Origin of the sequence: Pseudomonas syringae, assembly GCF_002157375.1 — a bacterium.
In the GTDB taxonomy this organism is placed as follows: Bacteria; Pseudomonadota; Gammaproteobacteria; order Pseudomonadales; family Pseudomonadaceae; genus Aquipseudomonas; species Aquipseudomonas syringae_T.
Map to the genome: position 1 here is coordinate 17739 of NZ_MTSA01000029.1, position 23583 is coordinate 41321.

The 23583-nt window shown below is 59.5% G+C and carries 24 protein-coding genes; 7 read left to right on the top strand and 17 right to left on the bottom strand.

The features are described 5' to 3' along the window. Window positions 1–115 precede the first annotated feature (115 nt). The gene (gene poxB / locus BW686_RS24790) at window positions 116–1834 is read left to right on the top strand and encodes a ubiquinone-dependent pyruvate dehydrogenase (RefSeq protein WP_084920546.1); all 1719 of its coding nucleotides are present in this window, start codon (window positions 116–118) and stop codon (window positions 1832–1834) included. Here the strand turns inward: poxB and BW686_RS24795 are convergent. Further along, window positions 1831–2253, bottom strand: a complete 423-nt coding sequence (locus BW686_RS24795) for a GFA family protein (RefSeq protein ID WP_084920549.1) — start codon at window positions 2251–2253, stop codon at window positions 1831–1833. The genes poxB and BW686_RS24795 overlap by 4 nt on opposite strands. Window positions 2254–2538: 285 nt before the next feature. Here BW686_RS24795 and BW686_RS27715 point away from each other — a divergent pair, with 285 nt between their 5' ends. The 4 genes from BW686_RS27715 to BW686_RS24815 all read left to right on the top strand — a co-directional run bounded on the left by BW686_RS27715 (window position 2539) and on the right by BW686_RS24815 (window position 6647). Further along, window positions 2539–4455: a methyl-accepting chemotaxis protein gene (locus BW686_RS27715; protein ID WP_179149380.1), complete on the top strand. Its 1917-nt coding sequence runs from the start codon at window positions 2539–2541 to the stop codon at window positions 4453–4455. A 581-nt stretch (window positions 4456–5036) separates the two neighbouring features. After that, a complete protein-coding gene (locus tag BW686_RS24805; protein ID WP_084920554.1) occupies window positions 5037–5354 on the top strand; it encodes a hypothetical protein in 318 nt (105 codons plus the stop codon). Window positions 5355–5577: 223 nt separating this feature from the next. After that, window positions 5578–6096 (top strand): chalcone isomerase family protein, encoded by a 519-nt coding sequence (locus BW686_RS24810; RefSeq protein WP_084920557.1) that lies wholly within the window; start codon window positions 5578–5580, stop codon window positions 6094–6096. Between the two features lie 17 nt (window positions 6097–6113). Continuing rightward, window positions 6114–6647 (top strand): DUF3833 domain-containing protein, encoded by a 534-nt coding sequence (locus BW686_RS24815; RefSeq protein ID WP_084920559.1) that lies wholly within the window; start codon window positions 6114–6116, stop codon window positions 6645–6647. A gap of 26 nt (window positions 6648–6673) precedes the next feature. On the opposite strand, the gene moaA is transcribed toward BW686_RS24815, so the two are convergent. From moaA to BW686_RS24860, 9 genes are all read right to left on the bottom strand, one after another. Continuing rightward, a complete protein-coding gene (gene moaA, locus BW686_RS24820) occupies window positions 6674–7672 on the bottom strand; it encodes a GTP 3',8-cyclase MoaA (RefSeq protein WP_084920562.1) in 999 nt (332 codons plus the stop codon). 262 nt (window positions 7673–7934) lie between these two features. Beyond that, entirely contained in the window at window positions 7935–9284 is a 1350-nt protein-coding gene (locus BW686_RS24825; RefSeq protein ID WP_084920565.1) for a cation:proton antiporter, read from the bottom strand. Window positions 9285–9455: 171 nt separating this feature from the next. Continuing rightward, on the bottom strand, window positions 9456–10508 hold the full coding sequence (locus BW686_RS24830) for an ABC transporter substrate-binding protein (protein ID WP_084920567.1): 1053 nt from the start codon (window positions 10506–10508) through the stop codon (window positions 9456–9458). Beyond that, entirely contained in the window at window positions 10505–11686 is a 1182-nt protein-coding gene (locus BW686_RS24835) for an NAD(P)/FAD-dependent oxidoreductase (protein ID WP_084920570.1), read from the bottom strand. The genes BW686_RS24830 and BW686_RS24835 overlap by 4 nt, the downstream gene beginning before the upstream one ends. Beyond that, the gene (locus tag BW686_RS24840) at window positions 11683–13059 is read right to left on the bottom strand and encodes an FAD/NAD(P)-dependent oxidoreductase (protein ID WP_084920573.1); all 1377 of its coding nucleotides are present in this window, start codon (window positions 13057–13059) and stop codon (window positions 11683–11685) included. Before BW686_RS24840 ends, BW686_RS24835 begins: the two co-directional genes overlap by 4 nt. Beyond that, window positions 13056–13346, bottom strand: a complete 291-nt coding sequence (locus BW686_RS24845; RefSeq protein WP_084920576.1) for a (2Fe-2S)-binding protein — start codon at window positions 13344–13346, stop codon at window positions 13056–13058. Before BW686_RS24845 ends, BW686_RS24840 begins: the two co-directional genes overlap by 4 nt. Window positions 13347–13363: 17 nt before the next feature. Next, a complete protein-coding gene (locus tag BW686_RS24850) occupies window positions 13364–14158 on the bottom strand; it encodes an ABC transporter permease (protein ID WP_084920579.1) in 795 nt (264 codons plus the stop codon). A gap of 3 nt (window positions 14159–14161) precedes the next feature. Next, complete coding sequence (locus BW686_RS24855; protein ID WP_084920581.1) at window positions 14162–15034, bottom strand: ABC transporter permease; 873 nt, start codon at window positions 15032–15034, stop codon at window positions 14162–14164. Beyond that, on the bottom strand, window positions 15031–16059 hold the full coding sequence (locus tag BW686_RS24860) for an ABC transporter ATP-binding protein (protein ID WP_084920583.1): 1029 nt from the start codon (window positions 16057–16059) through the stop codon (window positions 15031–15033). The genes BW686_RS24855 and BW686_RS24860 overlap by 4 nt, the downstream gene beginning before the upstream one ends. A 240-nt stretch (window positions 16060–16299) precedes the next feature. On the opposite strand from BW686_RS24860, the gene BW686_RS24865 reads away from it, so the two are divergent. After that, the gene (locus BW686_RS24865; protein ID WP_084920586.1) at window positions 16300–17139 is read left to right on the top strand and encodes an IclR family transcriptional regulator; all 840 of its coding nucleotides are present in this window, start codon (window positions 16300–16302) and stop codon (window positions 17137–17139) included. A gap of 28 nt (window positions 17140–17167) precedes the next feature. Here BW686_RS24865 and BW686_RS24870 read toward each other — a convergent pair whose 3' ends face one another. From BW686_RS24870 to BW686_RS24890, 5 genes are all read right to left on the bottom strand, one after another. Beyond that, window positions 17168–18130 (bottom strand): class I SAM-dependent methyltransferase, encoded by a 963-nt coding sequence (locus BW686_RS24870; RefSeq protein ID WP_084920589.1) that lies wholly within the window; start codon window positions 18128–18130, stop codon window positions 17168–17170. A gap of 65 nt (window positions 18131–18195) precedes the next feature. Continuing rightward, window positions 18196–18900 (bottom strand): YoaK family protein, encoded by a 705-nt coding sequence (locus BW686_RS24875; RefSeq protein WP_084920591.1) that lies wholly within the window; start codon window positions 18898–18900, stop codon window positions 18196–18198. Window positions 18901–18951: 51 nt separating this feature from the next. Next, complete coding sequence (locus BW686_RS24880) at window positions 18952–19179, bottom strand: hypothetical protein (RefSeq protein WP_005893216.1); 228 nt, start codon at window positions 19177–19179, stop codon at window positions 18952–18954. Between the two features lie 132 nt (window positions 19180–19311). Then, window positions 19312–19653, bottom strand: coding sequence for an FKBP-type peptidyl-prolyl cis-trans isomerase (locus BW686_RS24885; protein WP_084920594.1), 342 nt, complete (start codon window positions 19651–19653; stop codon window positions 19312–19314). A gap of 121 nt (window positions 19654–19774) precedes the next feature. Next, window positions 19775–20056: a hypothetical protein gene (locus BW686_RS24890; RefSeq protein ID WP_084920597.1), complete on the bottom strand. Its 282-nt coding sequence runs from the start codon at window positions 20054–20056 to the stop codon at window positions 19775–19777. Between the two features lie 649 nt (window positions 20057–20705). Between BW686_RS24890 and BW686_RS24895 the strand changes: the two genes are divergently transcribed. Next, window positions 20706–22274, top strand: coding sequence for a TerC family protein (locus tag BW686_RS24895; RefSeq protein ID WP_084920600.1), 1569 nt, complete (start codon window positions 20706–20708; stop codon window positions 22272–22274). Window positions 22275–22337: 63 nt separating this feature from the next. On the opposite strand, the gene BW686_RS24900 is transcribed toward BW686_RS24895, so the two are convergent. Both BW686_RS24900 and BW686_RS24905 read right to left on the bottom strand, forming a co-directional pair. Then, complete coding sequence (locus tag BW686_RS24900) at window positions 22338–22913, bottom strand: GNAT family N-acetyltransferase (RefSeq protein WP_084920603.1); 576 nt, start codon at window positions 22911–22913, stop codon at window positions 22338–22340. Window positions 22914–22973: 60 nt separating this feature from the next. Next, window positions 22974–23583, bottom strand: a 610-nt coding sequence (locus BW686_RS24905; RefSeq protein WP_084920605.1) for a permease, incomplete at its 5' end; no start/stop codon positions are given.

Sequence of the window (23583 nt, forward strand, 5' to 3'; positions counted from 1 at the left end):
AACAGGGCTCAGGTTTTCTGAACTGTCGAGAATCCATTGGGTCGACCACAACAGGCGTGGCAGAGCGCTGCGCGTGTCTTTCTGAACCCTTTATTGCCTCGACAAGGAACCCCTAATGTCCAAGACCATTGCCGATCATCTTGCGCAAACCCTCGCAGCGGCAGGCGTTTCCCACATCTGGGGGGTGTCCGGTGACAGCCTCAACGGCCTGACCGACAGCCTGGAACGCATCGATTCGATTCGCTGGATGCACACCCGTCATGAAGAAGTGGCGGCTTTTGCCGCCGGAGCCCAGGCAGCGTCCAGCGGCAAGCTGGCGGTGTGCGCAGGCAGTTGCGGGCCAGGCAACCTGCATTTGATCAACGGTCTTTATGATTGCCACCGCAACCGCGTGCCGGTGCTGGCGATTGCTGCGCATATTCCGTCCTCGGAGATCGGCCTGGACTATTTTCAGGAAACCCATCCACAGGAACTGTTCAAGGAGTGCAGCCACTTCGTTGAACTGGTCAGCAACCCCGAGCAGTTCCCCCGTGTGCTGGAGCGCGCCATGCGTGCGGCCATCAGCCAGAAGGGCGTGGCGGTCATCGTGTTGCCCGGTGACGTTGCGCTCAGCGATGCACCCGATGTGCCGGCCAAATGGATCGAAGCCACGCCGCCTACGGTGGTCCCGGCCGACAACGATTTGCAGTCCATGGCCGACATGCTCAACGGTTCCAAGGCTGTCACCTTGCTGTGCGGTGCAGGCTGCGAAGGCGCTCACGAGCAGGTCCTGGCGCTGGCCGACAAACTGGGCGCGCCGATTGTCCACGCGCTGCGCGGCAAGCAGCACGTCGAGTACGACAACCCGTTCGACGTCGGCATGACCGGTCTGATCGGCTTCAGCTCCGGCTATCACGCCATGCTTTCCTGCGACACGCTGGTGATCCTCGGCAGCAGCTTTCCGTACCGTAATTTCTACCCAGAAAAGGCCGACATCATTCAGGTCGACCTTGATCCGACACAATTGGGCCGACGCACGCCTGTGGCGCTTGGTCTGGTGGGCGGGGTGCGCGAAACACTGGAAGCGCTGTTGCCCAGACTCACGCCGCACATGGATCGTCGTTTCCTCGACAAAGCCCTCAAGCACTACGCCAAGGCCCGCGAAGCGCTGGACGAGTTGGCCACGTCGACACCGGATGGCACACCGATTCACCCGCAGTACCTCACCCGACTGGTCGACGAGCACGCCGACGCCGATGCGATCTTCACGGTCGATGTTGGCACGCCAACGCTGTGGGCCGCGCGCTATCTGCACATGAACGGTAAACGCAGCCTGCTGGGTTCGTTCAATCATGGCTCGATGGCCAATGCTCTGCCGCAGGCGCTCGGTGCCAAGGCTGAACACCCGGATCGTCAGGTCGTTGCCTTGTGCGGTGACGGTGGGCTGTCGATGCTGCTGGGTGATCTGTTGAGCATTCGCCAGCTGAACCTGCCGATCAAAATGGTGGTGTTCAATAACAGTTCTCTGGGCTTCGTCGACATGGAAATGAAAGCCAGCGGTTACGTGCCACATGGCACCGATCTGCACGAGACTAACTTCGCCGGTATCGCCTTGGGCGCGGGCATTCTAGGTTTGCGCGTAGAAAATGCCGAAGAGCTGCCCGCAGCGCTGCGCAAGGCGTTCGATCACCCCGGCCCGGTGTTGATCGACGTGGTTACCGCCAAGCAGGAACTGGGCATCCCGCCGAAAATCAAACTGGCGCAGGCCAAAGGTTTCAGCCTGTACATGATGCGCGCGATCATGAGCGGGCGGGGCAGTGAAGTGCTGGAACTGGCCAAGACCAATTTGCGTTAATCGTTCTCGGGCGTTGCAACGGCGGGGCGGTCAGACGGGTGATTGACCCCGTCGTTGGTTTTCACCTGCCCCAGATCGAAAGGATTCACACCTTCCAGGCAGGCGACGTTGTAACCATATTCATTGGGGTTGGAACGTCGCTGATGGTGGGTGTAGATCCCGCACCTGCCGCAAAAATAATGTTCGGCGGTACGCGTATTGAATTGATACAGCTTGAGCACACTCTGCCCGCGAATCACCCGAATCCCGTCCTTCGTCACGGAAGCAACAATTGCACCTCTGCGTCTGCACAGAGAGCAGTCACAGCGTCGCGGATCGACAATGCCATTCGGCAAATCCAGCTCCAACACGATCGCACCGCAATGGCACGAGGCCTGATGGACGGTTTTGATATCTGTTGATCCGACTTTCTTGATCATAAGGATTCCTTGTGCGTGTTATCAGCCCGCGTAAATGAAAATAATGTGGCGGTACTTCAAATTAAAGCAGACCGGTCGGTAAAGCTTGGCACCTCACAGCCGAAACAGTTGGACGGAAGCAAGACCGGCTACGGTAGGCTGATTACTGAATCATCTCTGGTTATCAAAAAACGTCAATAAATACAGAACGTCAGGCCAAAGATCGGTTTTATAGAAAGTCTGCAAGTCATGAGGTCTGCCATGCTTAAAAATGCTCCTTTGAGTATTAAATTACTGCTTATTTTGATGTTCCCGCTGCTGGGCTTTCTGGCTTTTGCAGGTCTCTTTGTGGCCGACAAAAGCGAAACGCTCGGCGAGAACAGTCGGGCGGTCACGGCCACCCACGCAGCACGAAAACTGAGTGATGTGGTGACCACCCTCCAGCGCGAGCGCGGTGCCAGCGGTGTGTTTCTGGGCAGTGGCGGCAAATCCATGCAGGATAAGCTCAAGACGTTTCGCCAGGAAACAGACAAGGCGATAAGCGAGATGCGTGCGCAATCGACCGACGATATTCCGGGCACGTCAAGCGTGTTGCGAGCATTTGAAGAGGTGATTGCATTGCGCCTCAAGGTGGATGCGCTGGCGATCAACAACACCGAGTCCGGCACCCGTTTCACCGACATCATCAAAACGCTCATCGGGTATAACTACTCGCTGGAAGCCAGCATTGAAGACCCGCAAATATTGCGCGCACTGAGCTCCCTCAATCAGTTCGTGGACATGAAAGAGCGCGCAGGCCGCGAACGTGTCTTGCTTGGCCTGGCCTTCAACCAGAACCGCTTCGATGCCGCATTGCTGTCGCGCTTCAGCCGTAACCTGGGTGAGTTCTCCGGTTATTTCGAAGCCTTTCAGCGCTGGGCGCCGGAGGTGTTCAAAAGCAAACTGACCGCTGTTCTGCAACTGCCAGGGTCTCTGGAAGTGGCACGTTTGCAGCGTCTGGGTTTTGATACCCCGCTGGGCGACCCGCTCAACATCAAGCCGGAAGACTGGTTCAACCTGTCCACCGACCGCATTGACCAGATGGCCAAGGTCGAAACGGAGTTGGGTCAGACCGTCGTTGGCCTGGCGGGTGCTGCGCGAAGCAGCGCTGAAAGCAGCCTGTACGTGGCAATCGGCATCGTTATCGCAATGCTGGTCTCGGTGTTGTGGCTGGCGTCGGTGATCATTCGCAACATCAAGATCGCCGTGGTCGATGTAAACCGCACATTGATTGCATTGTCGACCCGCGATCTGACCGCCAGAACCCGTTACGCCGGCAAGGACGAGTTTGGTGAGATCTCACGCAACCTGGACAACATGGCGCAACAGATCAGCGAGGTCATCCGCGAAATCGGCAGCGCTACGGCGCAGGTTGCCACGGCTGCGGAACAGTCCTCGGCCGTCGCATTGCAGACCAGCCAGAACGTGGCACAGCAGCGTCAGGGCACGGACCAGGTGGCCACAGCCATCAGCCAGATGAGCTCGACGGTCAAGGACGTTGCACGCAGCACCACCGATGCGTCGGAAATGTCGCAACGGGTCAATGCCAGCACAATGCAGGGCAAGGCTGAAATCGAAAACACCATCAGCCTGATTCAGGGGCTTTCGCTTCAGGCTGAGCAGACCTCGCAGATCATCAGTGAGCTCAAGGGCGAAAGCAATTCCATTTCCTCGGTCCTCGATGTCATCCGCGGTGTTGCCGACCAGACCAACCTGCTGGCGCTCAACGCTGCCATCGAGGCTGCACGTGCAGGCGAGCAGGGCCGAGGCTTCGCGGTGGTCGCGGATGAAGTGCGCAATCTGGCCAAAAAGACGCAGGACTCCACCGTCAGTATTCAGCAGATGATCGCCAACCTGCAGACCGGCTCCGAACGTGCTGCCGCGTCCATGCAGGAAACGCTGGGCAAAGCGCAGGCGGGTGCCAGTAACGTCGTGCGTGCGGGCGAATTGCTGGAAGAAATTGCCGAAGGCATCGCCAGCATCAGCGACCGCAATATCCAGGTGGCCTCGGCCGCTGAAGAGCAAAGCGTGGTCGCCGAAGAAATCCACCGCAGCGTCCACGACATCAACGCGCTGGTCATCCAGGTCAGCGCCGGTGCCGAGCAGACCGCCGTGACCAGCCGTGAACTGGCTCGACTGGCTGAACAGCAGCAGGGACTGGTGGGTCGATTCAAGGTGAGCTGACCGTAACGGCTTGTACTGATGTTCAAAGGCCTGGGAGCGCGAGCTTTCAGGCCTTTTTTATTGCAGCTGCCTGCATCCGCCCGTGACCATTCAGTCAGTTTTTCACGTAACTGCCGGTCATACATACGGTTATGTAGTGAGTAAAAATATTCACTACATAATCGTTGACGTACCTGTTTCCCTTTTGCATTATGCAGCTGTCTCCCTGATCGGGAGCGCAGCAAAGTGGTACTGAACAGGCTCGGCAAGCCGTCGAGATGTTCCTGGATGTAGGCTGCCCACAAGGCAGATTGATGGAGCTGAACTGGCATCGTCGTCGACAGGGGCGAGAAGCTGGCGAAATGTCCTCATGATGCTTGTAACGGATCGATTGATGATCCTGGGCCGGGTCTTTGGGTTTCGTGACTTCTTTTCTCTGCGCTGATGCCGTTGTGTAGCGGCTTTTCATCAAGGCTACCTGCATGTCCTTGAGGGCCGGAACTGTCTTCGACAAGCACGCCACCGTGTTTCGTGGATGAACGTCCGGCGCATGAACTTGATGCATCAACTATTGAACGGCCTGCGAGCGAAGGAGCATCACCATGAATATCAATACTCAACCGACTATCGATGAACTGGCTCGTCTGTTTGCCATGCGCAAGGATACGCTGGACAACCACATTGTCTGGATTGCCGATTCGGGCGAAGTCCATCTCGACGCCATGTCGCCTTACACCCAGGAAAGCGAATTCCGTGATGCGCATCCGCACATGCGCCTTGCGCTGAAAATGTTCCGCCGGGGGCAGGGGTATGTGGGCAAAAAGGCTGCCGCGGATCGCACGTTCATGGACAACACGCTGCAAGCGCTGAAAAGTGAATGGCAAACGGCGCGGCGGCAGGCTCATTCTCAGGTCGCCTGAACCTGAGGCCCGTCTTGCGTTGGATCTTGCAGTCCGTCACCGAGGTTCATCGGTGACGGACTTTTTCATGTGCAACGTTGATCAGCGCAGCGGCGACGCGGGGCCTATGAGTTGTACAAAGCGATTTTGGTGGTATAGATTCCGGCCATGAGTCTGCACTCTCGACTCTTCTCATTCCTGACCTGCCACCGCTACCGTGGCAGCGCTCAATCAGAGGTTTCCGATGCGTGCATCACGATGGTTATGGCTGGTGATCCTGCTCAGCGCAAACGCTTCGGCGGATTGGCGTGAGGCGTTGCCCAACGCCCAGGTCGTCGGCGGCGGAGACCTCAGCCTGTTCGGGTTTCGCATCTACACCGCCAGGCTGCTGAGCCCCGTCAAACCCTTTGTTGCCGATGCGCCGCTGGCCCTTGAACTGACTTATCACCGTGCCATTGATCGGGAAGATCTGGTCGATGCCAGCATCGATGAGATCAAGCGTATTTCAGGGCCATCCGTCACTGACGGGCAGTTGACTCAATGGCGCGAGCAAATGAACCAGTCATTTGTCGATGTCCAGCCGGGCATGAAGATCACGGGTGTCTACTTGCCCGGTCGCGAAGCGCGTTTCTATGTCGGCGACAAACTCCAGCATGTGGTGCCCGACAGCCGGTTTGCCAAGGCATTCTTTTCAATCTGGCTTGATCCGAAAACCCGTAACCCCGAACTTCGCGAGCAGTTGCTCGGCAGTACCGGCTCATGACCCATCAAGGAGGACGTATGCTGAAAAAGTGGATGTTGATGCTGTGTATGGGCCTTGCGCTGAGCGGCTGCGGTGGTGTGCCGGTGACTCACTACAGCCAGGAAACGCCGAAGCTGGATCTGCGCAAGTATTTCACCGGGCGCGTCGAAGCCTGGGGAATGTTTCAGAAGCGCTCAGGCGAAGTCGTCAAGCGTTTCACCGTCGTCATTGATGGCCACAGCGAAGGCGAAGTGCTGGTCATGCACGAAGCGTTCAGCTACAGCGACGGCACGAAACAGGTCCGCGAATGGCGCTTGCGCCCTGACGGCCCGGGCCGCTGGAAGGGGACCGCAGGCGATGTGGTCGGCGAGGCTTACGGCGAAGTGTCGGGCAACAGCTTCCACTGGAATTACGTGCTCAGGCTGCCGGTGGACGGCACGGAATATGACGTCAGTCTGGATGACTGGATGTACCTGATCGATGAGCAGACCCTGGCGAATCGCTCATCCATGACCAAGCTGGGCGTGGAAGTCGGGCAGATCACGCTGTTCTTTCGCAAGCCCGGCAAATAACCGGACGCACAGACAGGGCGCGCTGATCAGCCGCCCGTCATGTTCATGAAGCGCACCACCTGAACACCATCGTCATGGGTGAAGTTGTGGCTCCACGGCTTCAACTGCATGGCGTCGACGATGGCTTTCTCCAGCTTCTGCGGCTGGCCGGGGTTGGCGCGCAGAACCGACTTCAAGTCCACTGAGTGCTCATTGCCCAGGCACAGCAGCAGGCGGCCCTCAACGGTCAAGCGCACGCGGTTACAGGTGCCGCAGAAGTTATGGCTATGCGGAGAGATGAAGCCGATGCGAATGCCCGGCGCTTCCGCCACTCGCCAGTAACGTGAAGGGCCTTGAGTCGAGTCGGTGGAGGGCATCAAGGTGTAGCGTTCGCCGATCCGCTCGCGGACCTGATCGCTCGAGTAAAAGGATTCGGCGCGACTGTGCTCGCTGATGACGCCCAGCGGCATTTCTTCAATGAACGAGATATCAAGGTGGCGATCAATGGCAAACGCCACCAGATCGTTGATCTCATCGTCGTTGCGACCGTGCATCACCACACAATTGAGTTTGGTGTGTACAAACCCGGCGGCATTGGCAGCGTCGATTCCGGCAATCACCTTGTGCAGGTCACCGGTACGCGTCAGTTCGCGAAAGCGCTGTGGGTCGAGGCTGTCCAGGCTGATGTTCAAGCGCGTAACGCCAGCCTTGAACAGCGGCGCGGCGAGTTTGTCGAGCTGCGAGCCGTTGGTGGTCATGCACAATTCGCGCAGGCCGGGCAGGGCGGCGATTCGCTCACAAAGCCCTACCACACCGGCACGCACCAGCGGTTCACCCCCGGTGAGGCGAATTTTCCGGGTGCCCAGCGCGACGAAGCGCTCGGCCACCTGAAGGATTTCTTCGAGCGACAGAATCTGTTGCCGAGGCAGAAACGTCATCTCTTCGGCCATGCAATACACGCAGCGGAAATCGCACCGGTCGGTGACCGACATGCGCAGATAATCGACTTTGCGTGCAAAGCGGTCCATCAGGACGGGTTCTGACATTTCACCTTCTAACTGTTTGATAAAACTGCATTCCGTTTGGAGGCCAGGGTTTAACAGGCGTTCAGGACTTTTGCACACTGAATGCGGTGTTGCGCTGGCGTACAGGCTGGCAGAGTGCCTTGATCACGCTTCATATTAGCCATAGAAGCCCAGGTTGCACAGTCTGGATCCCCGCCACGCTAACCGAGTCGAAATGCCGCAGTCCAATTGCTTGTTCCGATACGCTCATCGACCTGCTCTATGGCCAGCGCCTGGCTTGTCCTTATCTCTCAGGGTTGGCTGAAGCGCTGCGCTCATAACGCTCCAGCAGCGGTTGAATGCTGATGCCGTGCAGAAGGATGCTGAGTGCCACCACCGACAGCGTCATGCCGATCACAACGTGCCCGACATCGTCGGCCAGGCCGTGGGACAGGGCAAAGCACAAGTAATAGAGGCTGCCGATACCGCGAATGCCGAACCAGCCAACCAGTGCTTTCTGTTTCGGGTTGAGCAGACGCCGACTGATCAGCAGCCAGACACTCACCGGGCGGATAACGCAAAACAGTGCCAGCCCCAGACCGATGGCGCGCCAGTCCCAGTAGGTTGCCAGTGCCGCGCCCAGCAGGGTGATCAGCAGCACTTCCATTGCGCGTTCCACCAGACTGCCGAACACCAGCATGTCGCCCATCATCACGCCAGCCGCCAGTTGTGAATCGCTCAGGTCATTGGTGTCGGCCACAGTGCCTTTTTCGAGAGAAGCTGTCATGTGCCCGAGCACCGGCTGCGCCACGTGCTCTGAAGGCAGGTCCGAGCAGGTTGCACGGACCTCGGCCTGGCGCAAGCCAAACCCTGCGGCGAATACCGATAGAAAGCCGAAGGCTCCCACGCTCTGGGCGAACACATACGCCAGCGCGATAAGCGCCAAGGCCAGAAAGTCGTTGGGCGAGGTGGTGCTGTCAGCATTTTTCACGCGCAGGAAGATCATCAGATGCCCGACGCCTCGTCCCATGCCATAGCCGATCAAAAGCCCGGCGGGAACTGCCCAGATCAGGTCCTTGAGCAGCCAGTCCTGCACCCAGTTGGCCATTCCTCCGCCAGAGGTCAGGTAGAGCAGGGCAAAGATCACGAAGGGAAATGCCGTGCCATCGTTGAGCCCGGCCTCGCCCGACAGGCCAAAACGCAGCCGATCCTGATCCTGCGCGCTGTTGACCTGCACCATTCCCGCCAGGACCGGATCGGTTGGCGACAGCATGGCACCGAGCAGCAGCGACACGCCCCAGTCGATACCGAACAGGTAGTGCGCGGCAACACTCACCCCGGCAATCGTTGCCAGCATCACCGGCCCGGCCAGCCAGTAAGCCGAATGCCAGGCCTTGCCGCTCAGCGGCAGGCGCAACTTGATACCCGTGCCGAACAATGAGAACAGCACGGCCACCTCGGTAAGGCGCTCCAGCCACTCGCGGGATTCGTTGAAATCCAGATCGACGATATCGAGCCCCATCGGGCCGATACCGAAGCCGAACGCCAGGCAGACGGCGGATGTCGTCACCGGCATCCAGCGCAGATAGGAAGAGGTCAGTGCCAGCAGCATTAACAACACGCCGAGCACGCCCATGCAGACCATAAAACTCATAGAGAAAGAACCACCGTTGAATGCGCCCCGAGAAGAGGGCGTAACGGTGGGACTGCGCTATGCAGTAATAAGTTGAAATAATTTGCCGTGCGGTAATGAATGCATGGATTTTTAGTTTTGTGACCTTGCCGCTGGCGGATGACGTTCTACCAGCGGGCAGCTCCGGACCTGCTAGCGCTCGATGCTGCGGCTCCAGCGGGCGTTCCACTCGGGCCGGATCTGATTGACCTGATCCCAATCGATGGTCACCGCCGTTTCCAGGTATTTTTCCATGGCCTCGACCTGCGCACGGGTCTTGTCGGTGGTCGGGGTTTTCGGGTTGGACGGGATCTGGTCACCGAACTCCAGAGCAGGCGCCTGAGCCTCGGGCGTGAGCAAGTAGGCCGCCAGTTTCTGGGCCAGTTCCGGCTGGTTGTTGTTGGCGATTGCGCATTCAGCCACGTTCAGCACGACGCCACCTTCCTTGGGCGACGCGTATTCCACCGGCACGCCCTTGATCTTCAACGCGGTGACTTGCGTCGGCGTCAATGGAAACAACGCGGCTTCGTCGGTCTGCACCATTTCGGAAATCTTCGCCGAGCTGGCGATGTATTCCAGCACGTTGGGGCCGATGGTTTTTGGCCAGGCCTTGAAGCCAGGCTCGACGTCTTTCTCGCTGCCGCCCTGAATACGGTTGAACATCAGAAAGCCATGCAGGCCGAACGTCGAAGAGGCCAGTGACTGGAACACGACCTTGTCCTTGAAGCGCTTGTCGGCCAGGTCCATCCATGACGTCGGTGTACTCCAGCCTTTCTCCTTGAACATCCGGGTGTTGTAGGCCAGGCCCGTCACCCCCAGGCTGACTGCCGCTGCCTGCTCCTTGATTTTTGCCTTGGCCGGCAGCTCGGCAAGGCTGTCGCTGGGTTGCAGGGTGTCGCACAAACCCATTGAAATAGCCCGGTACATGATGCCGTCGTCCAGAAAGATGACGTGCATCTGCGGGTTGTCCTTGCTGGCCTGAACCTTGGCCAGGATGTCGGCCGACGTGCCCGGCACAATCACGACCTTGACGTTGTTGGCCTTTTCAAACGCAGGCAGCACCTGGTCGGCGTAGAGCCGCTCCATCGTTCCACCGTTCATGCCCAGATACAGCGTGGGTTCAGCCTGGACCGGCATGGACGCAAGTAGCGCTGCGAAGGGCACGCATGACAGGCCGCTGAGGGCGAGAGGTTTGATACTTTTCATAGGGACGATCTTCCTCTGTGCAATGGGATGGCGTTTGGAGCGAGTTCGGCAGTTTCTTGAACGCGGGCTGGTCGGAAGCGACCGATGGAAAAGGCATCGAGCGAAATGGATGAAGCGCCGTGGCAGACCCATTCGGCCAGCGCTTCGCCAGCCGCAGGACCGATCTGAAAGCCGGCTCCGGCAAAGCCGAAACCGTGCAACAGGCCCGGCTGAGTCAGGCTCGGACCCAGTACCGGTTCACGGTCCGGCAGATAGCCTTCGGTGCCGCTCCAGGTACGAATGGCCTGGGCGCCGGCGAGCGGCGGGTAGAGTTCGACGGCGTTACGCAGAATGTCCAGCAACGCGGCCTGACCCGGTCTGGCGCGGGCAGGGTCAAGTGCAAAACCCTGCCCGCCGCCCAGCACGCAGTTGCCGCGTGCCACTTGCCGGGCATAGATACCGCCGCCTTCGACGCCTGTGCTGACGTCCATGAACATGGGCAGCGGTTCGGTCACCAGCATCGCGGGATGCCCGGAATACATCGGCACCGGCTCGTTGAAGTGCGCTGCCAGCTTCCCGGCCCAGGCCCCGGCGCAGTTAAGCAGCCAGGGGGCTCGCAGTGCCAGGCCATTGGCCGTTTTGACGGTAAAGACATCGGCATCATGGCTGACGTCTGTCACGGCCGCCTGTTCGATAATCTGCGCACCTGCCTGGCGAGCGGCGCGGGCAAAGGCCGGTGATACCAGACGCGGATTGGCGTGCCCGTCATCGGCGCACAGGGACGCACCGACCGCGACATCGCCCGCCCAGGGATAACGCGCGCGCAGTTGCTCGCGGTCAAGCAATTGCAGGTCCAGACCAAACCCCTGACTGGCTTCGGCGTAGGCGCGCAAGGCGTTCATGTCCTGCTCGCTGCGCGCCAGCTTGAGGTGACCGGAACGCTGGTATTCGCCGTCGATGCCGATCAGTTCACGCAGGCCTCCCCATATCTGGTGCGCCCGCTGCGACAACGGCAACTGCGAGAGTGGCCTGCCTTGACGTCGCACGCCGCCATAATTGACGCCGCTGGAGTGCGAGCCGCAAAAGTCGCGCTCCAGCAGAGTGACGCGCTTGCCGTTGCGGGCCAGCGCCAAGGCTGCCGACGCGCCGACAATACCGCCGCCGATGATAATCGCGTCTGCTTCAATCGCTGCGCTCATGATTGCGGCTCCCCTGAAGGTGCCTGCACGCCGAACGGCAGCGGCTTGATGGGCGCCTGGCCGCGCAGGCGACCGACCTGATCCACCGGGCGTCCGCTTTCGTGGGCGATCAATTCCGCTGCTGCCAACCCGCACATCCGGCCCTGGCAGCGGCCCATGCCGATCCGGCAAATGGCCTTGACTCGATTGATCTCCCAATGACCGTCCTGAACGGTGCTGCGGATGTCACCTGCCGTCACCTCTTCACAGCGGCAGACTACGGTTTCATCCGGCACGTTTGCGGCCCACTTCTCGGGGAACGGGAACGCCGTTTCCAGCCCGTGACGAAAGTGTTCGATGCGTTGCAGGCTCATTTTCAAATCGCTCACCCGCACGGCGTCCACCCCGATGCCGCAATCCTGCAGCAGGGCGAGCGCGGCAAGCTCACCGGCCATTTCAGCAGCGTCTGCGCCCATGATTCCGGCGCCGTCGCCTGCCAGATACACACCTGATACGCTGCTGCGCCCGCAATCATCGCGGCCGGGCAGCCAGGCGCGGTTCAACTGACTCCAGGCGAATTCACAGCCCAGCAGGTCTGCCAGTTGGGTCTCGCTGCGCAGCGCGTGTGCAAACGCCACGGCATCGCACACCAGTTGGCCCGCTTGGCCGTTGCGCTCCCAATGGATGCCGGCGACTCGTTGTTTGCCCACGATGCGTGAGAGGGTGGCAGCTTGATGCACCGGAATGCCTCGGGCAGACAACCACGCCCGGTAATACAGGCCTTTAGCGAGCGTCGCTGGCTGGCCGAGCAGCGCAGGCAGCGCCTTGCACTGGGCCGAGAACGGCGCGCTGTCCAGCACCGCCACGACGTTCGCGCCGGCCTTGGCATACTGATAAGCCACCAGGTACAACAGCGGCCCGCTGCCGCAGAACACCACGCCCTCGCCAATGGCGCAGCCCTGATATTTGAGGGCGACCTGCGCCGCGCCCAGGCTGTACACGCCGGGCAGTGTCCAGCCGGGTACGGGCAGCACCCGGTCGGTAGCCCCTGTGGCGACAATCAACCGGGTAAAGTCGACGGTGCCGGCTGTGCCGTTCTGCAAGGTGTCGAGCCGATTGTCTTCGGCGTTCCAGACCAGCGTTTGCGGTCGATAGTCGATCTGCGTGGCCAACGCATCAAGCGTTTGATGGACGGCAACCGCCTTGCCACGCTCGAAACCGTAAAGCGCTTTGGCCGAACGCTTGAAGTTTTCCGGCTGGCGACGATAGACCTGACCGCCGCCGCGCAAACCTTCATCGATCAGGCAGGCTCTGATACCGTGGGCCAGAAGGGTCTGCGCAGCGCGAATGCCTGCCGGGCCTGCGCCGATAATGGCAACCTTGTCATTGCTCATAGGCACCGCCCCGGTTCGCGAATCACAGCGTGACCGGCCTCCAGCAAGGTTGAGCAGGCGCGCACTCGCTGGCCGTCGCCCAGCCTGACCCAGCAATCCTGACAGGCGCCCATCATGCAGAATCCTGCACGCGGTTCGGCGCTGAAATCGCTGCCGCGCAGGTGTTCACTTTCGGTCAGTACCGCCGTCAGCAAGGTGTCGCCCAACAGACCACTGGCCGGTTGGCCATCAAGGGTGAAAGAGAGCACCGGGCGGTCGCGTTCGACCAGTCTTTTCAGCAGAGGCATAACGTCAACCCTCCGGGTTAGTGTTTGCCGACCAGCACACGGTCCAGCCCGTAGACCCGGTCGAGCAGGATCATGGTGGCGGCCGTCAGGGCGATGACCAGGGCCGACACTGCGGCCATCATCGGGTCAATGGATTCAGTGGCGTAGACGTACATGCGCACCGGCAGGGTCTGGGTGGCGGGCGAGGTCACGAAGATCGACAGCGTGACTTCATCGAAGCTGTTGATGAACGCCAGCAACCAGCCGCCCGCCACACCGGGCAAAATCATGGGCAGGGTGATCTGGCGAAACAGCGTGAACCGGTTTGCCCCCAACGACTCGGCGGCGTGTTCGGCACTGCGGTCGATGCCGATGGCCGCCGCCAGTACCAGGCGCAGCACGTAGGGCGTGATCACCAGCACGTGAGCGAAAATCAGCCAGGTGAAACTGCCGTTCACCCCCATCAGCGCAAACAGGCGCAGCATGGCCACCCCCAGCACCAGATGCGGAATGATGATGGGCGACAAGAACAGCGCGTTGAAAAAGTTGCGGCCCGGGAAGGTGTGCCGGGTGATTGCCAGCGCGGCAGGCACCGCAATCAGCGTCGCCAGGGTCGCCGACACAAAGGCCAGCATCAGGCTGTTATAAAACGAATCGATAAAATCGGCCCGCTCGAACACCGCCTTGAACCAGCGCAGCGAAAAGTCAGTGGTGGGCAGGCTCAGGGTGTTTTCCGGGGTGAAGGCCACCAGGCACACCACGACCAGCGGGGCCATCATGAAAATCACTACCAATGCATGAAACGACAGGGCCAAAGGACCGTTCTTGGACATGGATCATTCCCCCAGGGTTTTCTTGTAACGGCCTTCGATCATGCGGTTCCAGGACAGCATCACCAGCAGATTGACCAGCAGCAGCGCCACTGCCAGGGTTGCGCCCATCGGCCAGTTCAGTTCCGAGAGGTATTGGTCGTAGATCACGGTGGCAACCATTTTCAGGCGGCGACCGCCCAGCAGGCCGGGAATGGCGAAAGAGCTGGCGGCCAGCCCGAAGACGATCAGCGAGCCGGACAGCACGCCGGGCATGACCTGCGGCAGAACGATCAGGCGCATGACTTTCGCCTGGCTGGCACCCAGCGACAGCGCGGCCTGTTCAGCGGTGGGGTCGAGTTTCTGCAAAGAAGTCCAGACCGGAATGATCATGAACGGCAACATCACATGCACCAGCGCGATGATCACCGCAAAGGGGGTGTACAGCAGTTTCACGGGGCGACCGCCCATGAACTGGATGGCCTGATTGATCAAGCCGTCTGCGCCCAGCAGCAGGCTCCAGCCAAAGGCCCGGACGACCACCGAAATCAGCAGCGGCGTGAGGATCAGAATCAGGAAAATCGAGCGCCACGGCGTGCCCATGCGGCTCAGGATGTAGGCTTCCGGTACGCCGATCAGCACACAGAGCAGGGTCACGAGAGCACTGATCCAGAAGGTGCGCAGGAAGATTTCATAGAAATACGAGTCAGTGATCACGGCCGTGTAATTGGCCAGCGTGTAGCTGTCGCTTTTCACCCCGACCTGATAATCAAAGACGTTGAACGACAGTAGCAGCGTCAGCCCCAGCGGCAGTACCAGCAAGCCGATGTACAGCGCCAGTGCTGGCGCCGACAGCCAATAGCCGCGCCGGCCCTGACGCATTTCAGTCATCAGGCTCATGCGCGCACCTCGTCGGCGTCCAGCACGCGCAGCAACTCGCTCGGCCAGTCCATACCGACCGCTGCGCCTTCTTCCAGCGGGGCTTGACCATCGTTGCGACGGACCACGGTGATTTCGCCGATGCCGGTCTGAATGCGATACAGCCACTGGCTGCCGAGAAAGTAGCGGATGACGATGCGCCCGGACAGACGGCCGCAGCCCGGCGCGACAAGGTCGATTTTCTCCGGACGCAGGCTCAGGGTCAGTGCGCCGTCGCCGGGCAACTGGCGAATCTGCGGGCAGCCGCTGCTGTCCAGATCGCCCTGCAACATATTGGCCTTGCCCACGAAGCCCGAGATGAAGCGGGTGCGGGGGTGTTCGTAGAGCGTGTATGGCTCATCGATCTGAGTGATGCGTCCCGCCTGCATGACCACCACCCGGTCACTGATCGACAGGGCTTCGGCCTGATCGTGAGTCACCATGAGTGTGGTGATGCCGACTTCATTCTGAATGCGGCGAATTTCGAACTGCATTTCTTCGCGCAGGTTGGCGTCCAGATTGGACAACGGTTCATCAAGCAGCAACACCGGTGGCTCGATCACCAGCGCCCTGGCCAGCGCGACCCGTTGCCGCTGCCCACCGGACAGCTCACGTGGATAGCGTTCCGCATGCTGATCGAGTCGAACCAGCTTCAGCACTTTGCTCACCCGCACCTTGAGGTCCGCTTCAGGAACCTTGCGCATACGCAGGCCGAACGCCACGTTATTGGCCACGGTCATGTGCGGAAACAGCGCGTAGCTTTGGAACACCACGCCCAGGCCCCGGCTGCTGGGTTTGGCGTGGGTGATGTCGCGGCCGTCGAGCACAATGCGTCCGTCGCTGACGTCAACGAAACCGGCGATCATTTGCAGGGTAGTGGTTTTGCCGCAGCCGGAAGGGCCGAGCAGTGAAACGAATTCGCCCTTGTCCACCGCCAGGTGAGTGGCGACCACGGCGTCTATTGAACCGTAGCGTTTGGAGAGACCTTCGAGCTGCAGAAATGCCATGCCTGCTTCCACCTTTGTGCGTGCGAGCCGTGGCGCGCGTTTGTCTGGGCAGATGCGAAATGAAGTCATGCCATTCTGTGGACGTTGGCGCTCGCTCTGAGTCGGCTGCCGATGATTGTTCAAATCGCCCCTGTGGACTGAGAGTAGGACGAAGGCTAGGATGCGCTCAACAGGGAATTTCACTGAACAACATATTTATTCAGATAAATTCATTGAATGAATAAAAATAGAGATTTAATTGTGAAAGATTCCACTGATCGAAATTCAGGTGCTGCCGAGGTTGGCGTGGGGGCTGTATCCCGGCTGTTCGCTCTGCTTCGTTGCCTTGGCGAATGCGATGAAGGCGGTGAGCGCGTCACGCAACTGGCGCAACGTGTCGGCTTGTCGCAACCCACCACGCACCGTTTGCTGCGCAGCCTGATGGACGAAGGCATGGTCGAACAGGATGCGCTCAGCAAGCGCTACCGCCTGAGCATCGAGTTCTTTGTGCTGGCGGCGCGCGCAGGCAACACCGGCAACTTGCGCGACCTCGTGCGGCCCAGCCTGCTGCGCCTGTCTGCTTCGCTGGGCGACTCGCTGTTTCTGCTGGCGCGCAGCGGTTTTGATGCCATCTGCCTGGACCGCAGTGAAGGTCCGTACCCGATCCGCACCTTCACCGGCGATATTGGTGGCCGTGTGGCGTTGGGCGTGGGGCAGGGCAGCCTGGCGATTCTCGCATTTCTGCCCGAGGACGAGCGGGAAACGGTGATTGCCTACAACTTGCCACGGCTCAAGGATTTTCATCTGTACGACGAAGTGTTTTTGCGCTCCGAGGTCGACAACGTGCGCCGCCTCGGCTACGCGGGCCGCAACACCGGTGCGCTGCCAGGCATGGCCGGGCTGGCGGTACCGATTCTGGACCGTAGCGGTCGTGCAGTGGCGGCGCTCAGCGTGGCGACGATCAGCGACCGTCTGGGACCTGATCGGCTGATGACGGTGGTCGAGTTGCTCAAGCGCGAGGCGGCGACCATCAGCGCTCGAATCAACCCGTTTGACCCGTCGTTGCGGCGGCCCAGTCAGGTCTTTGGGCAGGTGGATTGAAGCGTTGTCCCGAGCGATCCTGGACCGCTTACGCCCATCCCGTCCGGCTCAACCCTTCGGCCTTAAACACCAGCGCCTTCAGGCCGCCGTCAACGCGGTCGTCCGGGAACTCCGGAGGATTTTCCAGGCGTTGCTGGAAACGCAGGCAGGGCGCTTCGATTGCAGTGTGCTCGATCAGAAAGTCCGGGCCTGTCGCGGGGTCGTTCATGCAAGCCAGCACCAAGCCGTCTTCTTCCAGCAACTCCGGCAGGCGGCGCAATACGCGCTGATAGTCCTTATCAAGCATGAAGCTGCCTTTCTGGAAGGAAGGCGGGTCAATGATGATCAGGTCGTAAGGCCCCGAGCGAGTCACCTTGGCCCACGACTTGAACAGGTCGTGCCCCAGAAACGTCACGCGACCGAGGTCGTGGTCGTTGAGGCGATGGTTCTCGCGACCGCGATTCAGCGCAGCGCGGGCCATGTCCAGATTCACCACGTGGTCCGCACCGCCGGCAAGGGCGGCGACCGAGAAGCCACAGGTGTAGGCGAACAGGTTCAGAATGCGCTTGCCCCTGGCCTGTGCCCGCACCCAGTCACGCCCGTAGCGCATGTCCAGAAACAGGCCGCTGTTCTGCTTCTTGCCAAAATCGACCTTGTAGCGCAAACCGTTTTCGGTGATCACCCATTCGTCCATGACCTCGCCAGTCAGCCACTGTGTGGTGCTTTGCGGCAGATAACGGTGCTGCAGCAGTAAGGTGTGAGCCTGGCTTTGCCGCCACTGAGGCGTGTCGATCAGCCCGGTGAGCACGTGCCTCAGTGCTTCCAGCTCGTCCGGTTGCGGTTCCTTGAACACACAGACCAGCACCACGCCCTGCATCCAGTCCACAGTGACGTGTTCCAGCCCTGGCCACACACGGCCACGGCCGTGAAACAGGCGGCGGGTTTCATCGGGAACGTTGCTCAACGCGTCGAGCAGGTGCTGTTGCAAAATGCTTAGTGCTTCAGGGGTCATGACAGCGGTCGGTTGTGAAAGGCGGCGTATGGTAAACGTATTTCAGCGAATGGGAATCTCAGCGTTCAGCGGGGCATGTAGCGGCGTTGCCAGCGATGAGGGATTTTCAATGACACCAGGCCCAGGATCGCCGACAGGCTGCCACTGACCAGCAAGGCATTCAGCCCAAGACGTTGTTCAAGGATTGCGCCGATCACCGCGCCAATGAACATGCCGATCCAGGGGATCAATTGAATGCGCCAGCCATCCCGGCGCTCTCCCAGCATCCAGCGGCCCAGACCGCGCCCGAAGCGTGACAGCGCGCCTGTGACGTAAGTCAGGCCGACCGGCAGTCCGTTGACCTGCTCGACAGCCGCGTTGAGCATGCCCATCGCCAGAATCGCCCAGATCAGGGCCAGTATGTTGTTTGCCAAGGGCCATGCCGCAGCGGCGCACAGCAGCGTGGCAATACTCAGCAGCAAAGGCAGGGCGCGTCGGCCGCCTAGTCGGGCAACAATGACGCCCAGCGCGTTGCCGCTGATGAACGCGAAGATGGCCAGCGTCAGTCGGGCGGTCACGTTCATATCGCCGTCACTGATCGCGACCGCGAGGCGGGTGGTATTACCGCTCATGAACGAGACGAAATCCCCGGTCGCCATGAAGCCGATCGCATCCGTCATGCCTGCCAGCACGGAAAGGCTGGCCGCCAGCGCCATGCCGACCCGGCCACGCCACTTCTGCATATGCAGGTGCCTGGGGCTGGCGCTGACGTTGGTGGGCGATGGCAGCATCAAAGGTCCTCGGGACCGGTGGAAGCGCGTCGTGTCGGTGGTTTCAGCAGGTCATAGCGGTTTGGCACGTACTATTCTTTTTGCCCTGACCTCATCAGCGTAGGCTTTGAGCTGGTCGGCGTCGCTATACAGCCGATTGACCATCTGCAGAATGGCCGTGACGTCCACGTCTTTCATTTGCGAAGCAAGCTTGAGGATTTCTTCTGCCGTACTTTCGAGATTCGTTGCGGTGCCTTTCAAGTGCTTTTTCAGCTCTTGAGTCGACTTATTGAGCGCCATACGTGTTCCTGTGCGAAGACCTGAAATGCCATGCCCGGAGCATGGCTTTTTCCGCGATAACAAGCAATCGGGCTTATGCCTTGTCAGGGTTATCGGCGTGATCCCGGTCAGGTTTAACCGAATGTCAGGCATTCAGTCGTCGCGGGTCAGCACTTCCAGCAGTTCTATTTCGAACGTCAGGTCGGAGCCGGGCGTGATGTGCGCGCCCATCGCTCTGTCGCCATAGGCCAGGTGTGCCGGCACGAACAGTGTGCGCTTGCCCCCCACCTTCATGCCCATCAGGCCCAGGTCCCAGCCTTTGATGACGCGTCCGGTGCCGATCACGCACTGAAACGGCTTGCCACGTTCATGCGAGGAATCGAACACCGTGCCGTCTTTCAGCGTGCCGGTGTAATGGGTGGTGATCAGCGCGCCCTTGACCACTTCCTTGCCATCGCCAGGGTGCAGATCGGTGACCTGTAATTCAATGCTCATTGCCGGTTATCCCGTGAAGATGACAGGGGGGTTTTCTCGCAGAAATCGTACCCTGTGACAAGCCGCCAGAACGAAAACGGGGAAGCGCTCGCTTCCCCGTCCGGACGTCACACTGTCGTGCTCAGAGGTTTTGCGAGCTGACGATCATTGCCTGAGCGATGTTTTCTTTCTGTGCCAGCGTGAAGCCGTCCCAGATGTTGGTCTTGGCGTAGTAACCGAGGCCTGCCAGGCAGTAGAGGCTGAGGGTCAGAACAATGGCAATCGACACAAAAGTCCAGCGGCCTTCGTCTTCGTGCTCCCGTGTGAAGCTGCGGGAGTAGTTGTCCTCTGCGCTGCGAAAGAGCAGCGCCGAAGACAGGCGTTTGAACCACTGGAACAGATGAACGACAACAATGCGCAGCATGGGGATATCACCTCAAAGGTTAAGAAAACGGTTTGCCGTGATGCCGGAGCGGGCATCGGGGCACAAAACCTGAAAACGAAAAAAGCCCGTCTATGACGGGCTTTCTTTTTATGATTCTGATCAGGCGGGCAGTGCAGGGCGATGTGTGGCGCTTCGCAAAAGGCACGGCGTGTGTCTGACGTTATGGACACATTTTAAAACAAATAAGCTGCATCATTCTACCCGCAGCCTGCCGTTGTCAGACAGCTGGTCGTGTCTGGAGGTGTGACAAAACGTCGCCCCGCGCGCGTTGGCGCTGCGTTATGAACAGGCTGACCGGTCAAGTCTTGTAATACTTCTTCAGCGCGCGAAACATCTGTGTGTATTGTACGATCAGCGCCCGTATTGATTTTCAGGACCGTATGAATACCCTCCAGGAGCCTCCGAGTTGTCCTCCGTTTATCGCCTATGGTTGTCCGGTGATCCCCCTTTCACCGAGCAGGCCGCTTCATCTCCGCACTGAGTCATCCAGCCTCTTGAACTGTTTCGACCCCGTCAGACCTTCGCGTCCGGACGTTGCAACGCCATGTTTGACGGTTCGCGATCACGTCTGGTCTACAGTGACCCATGCCACTCTCTGTCATTTTTCTCGTGAGGCTGCATAACTACCATGGAATGGATCGCTGACCCCACGGCATGGCTTGGCCTGCTGACCCTCATCGTGCTGGAGCTGGTGCTGGGTATCGATAACCTGGTGTTTATTGCCATCCTGGCCGACAAACTGCCGCCAGAACAACGCGACAAAGCGCGCGTCATCGGCCTGTCGCTGGCATTGATCATGCGCCTCGGCCTGTTGGCGAGCATTTCCTGGATGGTGACGCTGACTGAGCCGTTGTTCGAGGTATTCGACAAAACCTTCTCCGGGCGTGACCTGATCATGCTGTTCGGCGGTGTGTTCCTGCTGTTCAAGGCCACCATGGAATTGCATGAACGACTGGAAGGCCATGTCGCCCAGCGCGCCGGTAACGCGGGCTACGCGTTGTTCTGGCCCATCGTGGCGCAGATCGTGGTGCTCGATGCCGTGTTCTCGCTGGATGCCGTGATCACAGCGGTCGGTATGGTCGAACACCTGTCGGTGATGATGATCGCGGTGATTTTCTCCATCGGTCTGATGATGATTGCCAGCAAGCCGCTGACCAAATTCGTCAACAGCCGCCCGACGGTGATCATGCTCTGTCTGGGCTTCCTGATGATGATCGGTTTCAGCCTGACCGCCGAAGGCCTGGGTTTCCATATTCCCAAGGGTTATCTGTATGCGGCCATCGGCTTCTCGATCCTTATCGAGGTGTTCAACCAGATCGCTCGCAAGCGCAGCAAGAAGTCGGCGCACGGTCACTTGCCACGCCGTGAGCGTGCTGCTCATGCGGTGATGCGCCTGTTGGGCGGTCGCCGGCTGGAGTCTGGCGATGTCGATGAAGAAATCACCGACATGCTTGAAGGCGAAAGCAACGAGCCGGTATTCGATCGTCGCGAGCGTGTGATGATCAGCGGCGTGCTGCAACTGGCAGAGCGGCAGATTCGCACGGTGATGACACCGAGGGCTGAAATCGACTACATCGATCTGAACGATGATGCCGAGAAGATTCGCCTGAAGCTGATGCACTCATCGTATTCGCGACTGCCATTGATTGGCGAAGGCGGCATTGATGAACCACTGGGGTTCGTGCATAAAAAAGAGCTGTTCAAGGAGTTGCTGGCCGGTAATCAGCCGGACTTGAAGCTGATGTCACGCAAGGCCATCAACCTGCTGGAAAACTTCACGATCCTCAACGCCCTGGAACAGATGCGCAAGGAGTCGACGCACATTGCATTCGTGGTCAATGAGTTCGGTGATTTCATTGGTGTATTGAGCATGACCGACATTCTGGAGTCCATCGCCGGCCAGTTGCCTGACGCCAGCGAAGTGGAAGGCCCGGACATTGTTGTGCAGGGTGAAGACTTCGTGGTCTCCGGAGCCCTGAACCTGAGCCTGATCCGCGAACGAACCGGCTTCCAGGCCAAGGCCACCGAGGACTATCAGACACTGGCCGGGTTGGTCATGAGCCTGCTGGACCGTTTGCCGTCCACGGGTGACAGCCTGAACTGGCAGGGCTGGAACCTGAAAGTGGTGGGTGTGGAAGAACGTCGCGTGACGCGGGTATTGCTGCAAAAGCAGTCCGAGGTGAGTGCTGGTCAATAAGCGCTGAGCAGTATCGAAAACGGGGCCGCCATTTTGTTGAGCGCGCCCCGTTTTTATGTGTGCTTATCTTCGACGCGGGCGTGACACCACTGATTCGATATTCTTGCGACCGATCAGCTTGGGTTGCACGGGTTCAGCCGCCACTGGCGCTTCAGCCAGCCACTTGAACATCACCAGGCAATCCACCAGACCCAGACGGGCATGGCGATAAGCCTTGGGCAAACGCCCGACCGTTTCGAAACCCAGCTTCGCCCACAACGCCACGGCGACCTCGTTGCTGGCAACCACTGAATTGAACTGCATCGCCAGAAAACCGCTGTCCCGCGCCAGTTGTTGCGAGTGTTCGCACATCAACCGCGCCACACCACGACCTCGCGCCGCGCCCGTCACCATGTAGCCACAGTTGCAGACGTGATTGCCCGGCCCAGCCGCATTGGCTTTGAGGTAATAACTGCCCAAAAGCTGACCGTCTTCCTCGGCGATCAACGTGTGCAGCGGCAGCTCCACCCACAGACTGCGGGCTTGCTCCTGAGTGAGGGCAGGGTCGTACGCATAGGTTTCCTGAGCGATGACAACAGCCTGAAAGGTGGGCCAGAAGCGGTCGAAGTCTTCCGGGGTCATGGGGCGGATCTGGATCATGAGGAGCCTGAGTAGAGGTTGGCTGGATTGTCCGGGCTGTAAGTTAGCCTGAGCGCACTATCACTTCCAGGCTTTTTCGGTGAATTCGGCAGTGGTGGGCAGTACGGTGTGAAGGAAATTGAGGTACTTGTTAAACAGCACTTCGTGCTGGAAACGGGCCTCGAAACCGAGGGTGACATCCGTGCGGTGCGTGATGATCATCAGACGCTTGCGGTCGACCGTAACAAAGTTGTACTCGCCCCAAGGCAGACTTTGTTCGTGGTGAATGGGGTTTTCCCAGCTCAGCAGTTTGACGGCGGCGACACAGGCAATGGCTACCGGACCGACCAGAAAGAGCAATGAGCCGGTGAGAACGGCGACGAAAATGAGTGTCAGGATGACGGCGATGGCAATGCCTTTGAAGAAGGCTGAGGCAAAGTCGGGATAGTGGAGGTAGTACTCCACGTGGGCGCAGTCAGTTCTTATGGTGTAGTTGTAGATGGTTTTTTGGCGGATGAGCAGGCCTGTGTAGTAAGCAAGATTTCCTGCAAACGCTAATATTACAGTGATGAGCCGGTGCGGACTGTCTGAAAACATTACCCAGCCTCCCCAAATAATAAGTGCGCCGAAGATTAGGTGAATGGCGGTAAATCCAAGCTGCGTGATCATGATCTCTTTAGGTGACCTCGCA